At 65.1% G+C, this 3,974-nt stretch carries 5 protein-coding genes and 1 pseudogene; all 6 read right to left on the reverse strand.

All coding sequences use genetic code 11. The features are described 5' to 3' along the window. Positions 1-362 (reverse strand): annotated as a pseudogene (locus ACT84W_RS05855) (serine dehydratase beta chain); the annotation flags it as partial. Between the two features lie 3 nt (positions 363-365). After that, positions 366-1,073, reverse strand: coding sequence for an AAA family ATPase (locus tag ACT84W_RS05860; protein ID WP_444328541.1), 708 nt, complete (start codon positions 1,071-1,073; stop codon positions 366-368). Positions 1,074-1,180: 107 nt separating this feature from the next. Continuing rightward, positions 1,181-1,828 (reverse strand): amino acid ABC transporter permease, encoded by a 648-nt coding sequence (locus ACT84W_RS05865; RefSeq protein WP_444328542.1) that lies wholly within the window; start codon positions 1,826-1,828, stop codon positions 1,181-1,183. A 3-nt stretch (positions 1,829-1,831) separates the two neighbouring features. Continuing rightward, entirely contained in the window at positions 1,832-2,584 is a 753-nt protein-coding gene (locus ACT84W_RS05870; RefSeq protein ID WP_417575135.1) for an amino acid ABC transporter permease, read from the reverse strand. Between the two features lie 116 nt (positions 2,585-2,700). Then, positions 2,701-3,546 (reverse strand): transporter substrate-binding domain-containing protein, encoded by an 846-nt coding sequence (locus tag ACT84W_RS05875; protein ID WP_432291416.1) that lies wholly within the window; start codon positions 3,544-3,546, stop codon positions 2,701-2,703. 73 nt (positions 3,547-3,619) lie between these two features. Continuing rightward, a partial coding sequence (locus ACT84W_RS05880) for an amino acid ABC transporter ATP-binding protein (protein ID WP_444328543.1) occupies positions 3,620-3,974 on the reverse strand: 355 nt, incomplete at its 5' end.

Here is a 3,974-nt window from a genome sequence, read left to right on the forward strand (position 1 = left end):
CTCTCCATCCGGATGTCGACCGTGTTCGGGTGCATGGTGGCGTCGTCGCCGCCGACCTCGAAGGAGTACTCGAGCCCGGCCTCGTCCGCGAGCGCGAACGCGTCGCGGATCCGCTCGTCGTCGGTCGTAAGGCCCAGCACGCCGGCCACGAGCGCGCGGTCGGTGCCGTGGCCGCGGTAGGTGTGCGCGAAGCTGTTCCACAGCGTGAACGCGACCTGCGACACGCGCCCGTCGACGAGCGACGCCGCGACCTGGGCGCACCTCAGCGCGCCCGCCGTGTGGGAGGAAGAAGGGCCCACCATGACGGGGCCCAGGACCTCGAAGGCCGAGGTCGTCGCGAGGGTCTGGGGCTTGCCGGCCATCGCCTACTCCGCCGGGTGCGCGGCGGTCGCGTCAGCCGCGACGGCGCCCGTGGCATCGGCCTCGGCAACAGCGGCCGCGTCGATCGCGGCGACCTTGGCGCGGTACGCCGCGGCGATGATGTCCACGCAGCCCTGACGGCCGAAGCGGGCGCGGTTCACGACGATGTCCTTGTTGTCGTGCAGGCCGTTCTTGCCCTTGGAGTAGCGGTCGTAGAACAGCTCGCGGCCGCGCTGCATCTTCTTGACGAGCTTCTTTGCGCGCTTCTCGTCCCAGCCGCGCTTGCTGCGCACGATTTCGATGCGGGCGTCGAGCGGGGCCGTGACCAGCACCGCGATGCGGTTCGGGTTGTCGCGCAGGATGTAGTCGGAAAGACGGCCCTCGATGATGCAGCTCTGGCTGCCGAGCTCCTGGACGACGTCGACCACGTGGGCAAAGAGCTTGTCGCCGTTGGAGCGGGCGTCCATACGGTCGGGCAGGAAGGCGAAGAGCTCGGCGGCGCACTGCTCGTCATAGGCAGCGGCGTCGCTCACGCTGGAGCCGGCGCGCTCAGAGGCGCGGACCAGCACCTCGTTGTCGTAGAAAGGGATGCCGAGCTCGAGCGAGAGCATCTTTCCGATCTCGTGGCCCTCCGCTCCGAAGTCGCGGGCGATGGTGACGACGACGGGGTACGTCTCCACATCCGGGGAGACTGCTTCGGTATCGATGGACATAGCGGACCTCCTTGTGGTCGCGGGACCGTGTGGTCGCGGGACTTATGCTCGGGCATAACGAAAAAAAGGCGGGCGAAGGGCTCCTCCCCTCGCCCGCCTCAACGATACTACGCGGCTGCGATGCGCCGCTGGTACATTCGGATGAGGAGCGAGATTCCGAAGTTGAGCGCGAAGTACAGCAGGAAGACGAACCCGTAGACGAGCAGCACGCCCTCGAGACCCGTGGTCTTGGCCATGACGACCTTGGAGGTGTACATGAACTCGGCCACGTTGATGCCGGCCAAGTACGAGGAGTCCTTGATGACGGTCGTGCACTGCGAGAAGAGCGCCGGGATGATCGTCTTGAAGGTCTGGGGCAAGATGATCAGCCGCATGCTCGCGAAGAACCCGAAGCCCTGCGACTGGGCGGCCTCGAACTGGCTCTTGGGGATCGAGTTGAAGCCGCCGCGGATGATCTCGGCCATGACGGCGGAGGTGAAGATCGTGAACGCGAGGACCGAGATCACGACGTCGTTGCCCTTGACCGTGAAGTAGATGAAGAGGATCCACAGCAGGTTAGGCGTGCAGCGGAACAGCTCGATGTAGGCGCTCACGAGCAGGCTGAACACCTTGAGCTTGCCCTTGCAGAACTGCTTGACCATGGCGAGCACGGTGCCGAACACGATCGAGAGGATGATGGCGAAAAACGAGATGACGAGCGTCTTTGCGAAACCGCCGAGCATGAAGCTGACGTTGTCGGGGGTGAAGATCTCCATCGGCTACGCCTCCTTCGCGAGGTCGGCGGCGTCCGTGATGCCAGGGATGTCCTTGGCGCGCGGGCGCTCCTTGGAGCGCTTCTCGAGCCACTGGACGAGGATCGCCAGGGGGAAGCAGATGATGAAGTAGAGCACGCACGCCATGATGTAGCCCTGCAGGTAGCCGTAGGTCGAGACGAAGTTGTCCGCGTTGTACATCAGGTCGCCGCCCGCGATCATCGCGAGCACCGAGGTGTTCTTGACGAGGTTGAGCGCCTGGTTGCACAGCGGGGGCAGGATGATCTTGAAGGTCTGCGGGAGGATAACGTAGATATAGCCCTGCACGCGGGTGAAGCCCTGCGAGAGCGCCGCCTCCATCTGGCCCTTGGGGACGGCCTCGATACCCGTGCGGATGACCTCAGAGATATAGGCCGCGTGGTAGAGGCCGACGCCCAGCGTGCCGAGCGCGAAGGCCGTGGTGCGGATGGGGTCGGTCGTGTGCAGGATGGCCTGGAGGAGCTTAGGCCCGGCCATGTACATAAAGAAGACCTGAACCGGCAGCGGCGTATTCTGATAGAACTCGACGTACACGCGGCTGATCCCGCGCAGGATCCGCGAGCGGGTCGTCGAGAAGACGCCCAGGATCGTGCCGAGCACGAGCGAGAGCGCGAGGCCCGCCGCGACGACCTTGAGGGTGAGCGCGAAGCCATCCCACAAAGAGTCCATCTCGGCGAAGGTCATCGACCATCGCATCGGGTCGAGAAGTCCGTCTAGCATCTCTTTCCCTTCTGGTTACCGTACAAGTACAGGCCGCCCGGGCCTGGTGGAGCCCCCGGGCGGCCGGGTGCCGCTCGGCGAGTGCATGCTCACCGAGCGGCAAGAGGAGGCAAGCCTTAGAGCAGGCCCCAGGTCTTGATCTCCTCGTCGATCCAGCCGTTGGAGGTGACGTCCTTGACGACGGCCTCGGTGACCTCGGACAGGTCGCAGCCCTTCTTGGTGGCGATGCCGTAGTCCTGGGCGCCGAACTCGATCTCCGGCTGCAGAAGCTCCTTGTCGTCGGTGGTGTAGGTCTTCAGCGTGGAGCGGTCCATGGCGAAGGCGTCGATCTGGCCGGCATCGAGCGCGGAGTTGATGGACGGGTAGTCGGGGTACTCGTCGAACTGCGGGGTGACGCTGAAGCCGTTGTCGGCGAGCATCTTGGTGATGGCGCCCTTGGTCGTGGAGCCCTGCGAGACGCCGATGTGCTTGCCGTCGAGGTCGGCCATCGAGGACATGGAGCCCTTCTTGATGAGGATGCCGACGTGGTCGGTGCGGTAGGGGTCGGTGAAGTCCCAGGACTTCTTGCGGTCGTCGGTGATGGTGTAGGTGGCGCAGATCAGGTCAAGCTGGTCGTTGTCGATGAGCGGGCCGCGGGTCTTGGGCGTGACGTCGGTGAACTCGCAGAGGTCCTTGGACTTGGCCTCATCGTAGGAGCAGCCGAAGACCTTGGCGGCGACCTGGTAGCACAGGTCGATCTCCATGCCCTCGTAGGTGTTGGTGGAGGTGTTGAGCAGGCCGTAGCCCACGACGTCCTTCTTCACGCCGCACTTGAGCTTGCCGCGGGACTTGATGGTCTCGACCTTGGAGTCGGAGGAGCCGGAGTTGGAGGAGCCGCCGCAGCCGACGAGGCCGAGGCCGGCGACCGCCGCAGCGGACGCGCCGAAGAGCTGCAGGAACGAGCGACGAGACATAGAGGCCATGATGAAATCCCTTCCCTAGTGGGTTGTTACGCGAATTGGGGCGCCGGAGGGCCGGCGGTGACGCCGTGGGGCGCTAGTGCAGGATCTTGGAGAGGAACTCGCGGCAGCGCGGGTTCTCGGGGTTCTCGAAGAAGTGCTCGGGGGTGCCGGTCTCGAGGATGCGGCCGTCCTCCATGAAGACGACGCGGTCAGCGACCTGGCGGGCAAAGCCCATCTCGTGCGTGACGCAGATCATCGTGATGTTCTCCTGCGCCAGCTCGATCATGACGTCGAGGACCTCCTGGACCATCTCGGGGTCGAGAGCCGAGGTCGGCTCGTCGAAGAGGATGATCGGCTGCTTGGTGCACAGGGCGCGGGCGATGGCGACGCGCTGCTGCTGGCCGCCCGAGAGGTTCTGCGGATACTCGCCGGCCTTGTGGGCCATGCCG

It is taken from the genome of Paratractidigestivibacter sp. (assembly GCF_052362415.1).
Classification (GTDB): Bacteria; Actinomycetota; Coriobacteriia; order Coriobacteriales; family Atopobiaceae; genus Paratractidigestivibacter.

What these genes read in the sequence shown, in the direction of transcription:
- ACT84W_RS05860 (WP_444328541.1), bottom strand. Translation starts at nt 1,073, where the DNA reads ATGTCCATCGATACCGAAGCAGTCTCCCCGGATGTGGAGACGTACCCC.
- ACT84W_RS05865 (WP_444328542.1), bottom strand. Translation starts at nt 1,828, where the DNA reads ATGGAGATCTTCACCCCCGACAACGTCAGCTTCATGCTCGGCGGTTTC.
- ACT84W_RS05870 (WP_417575135.1), bottom strand. Translation starts at nt 2,584, where the DNA reads ATGCTAGACGGACTTCTCGACCCGATGCGATGGTCGATGACCTTCGCC.
- ACT84W_RS05875 (WP_432291416.1), bottom strand. Translation starts at nt 3,546, where the DNA reads ATGGCCTCTATGTCTCGTCGCTCGTTCCTGCAGCTCTTCGGCGCGTCC.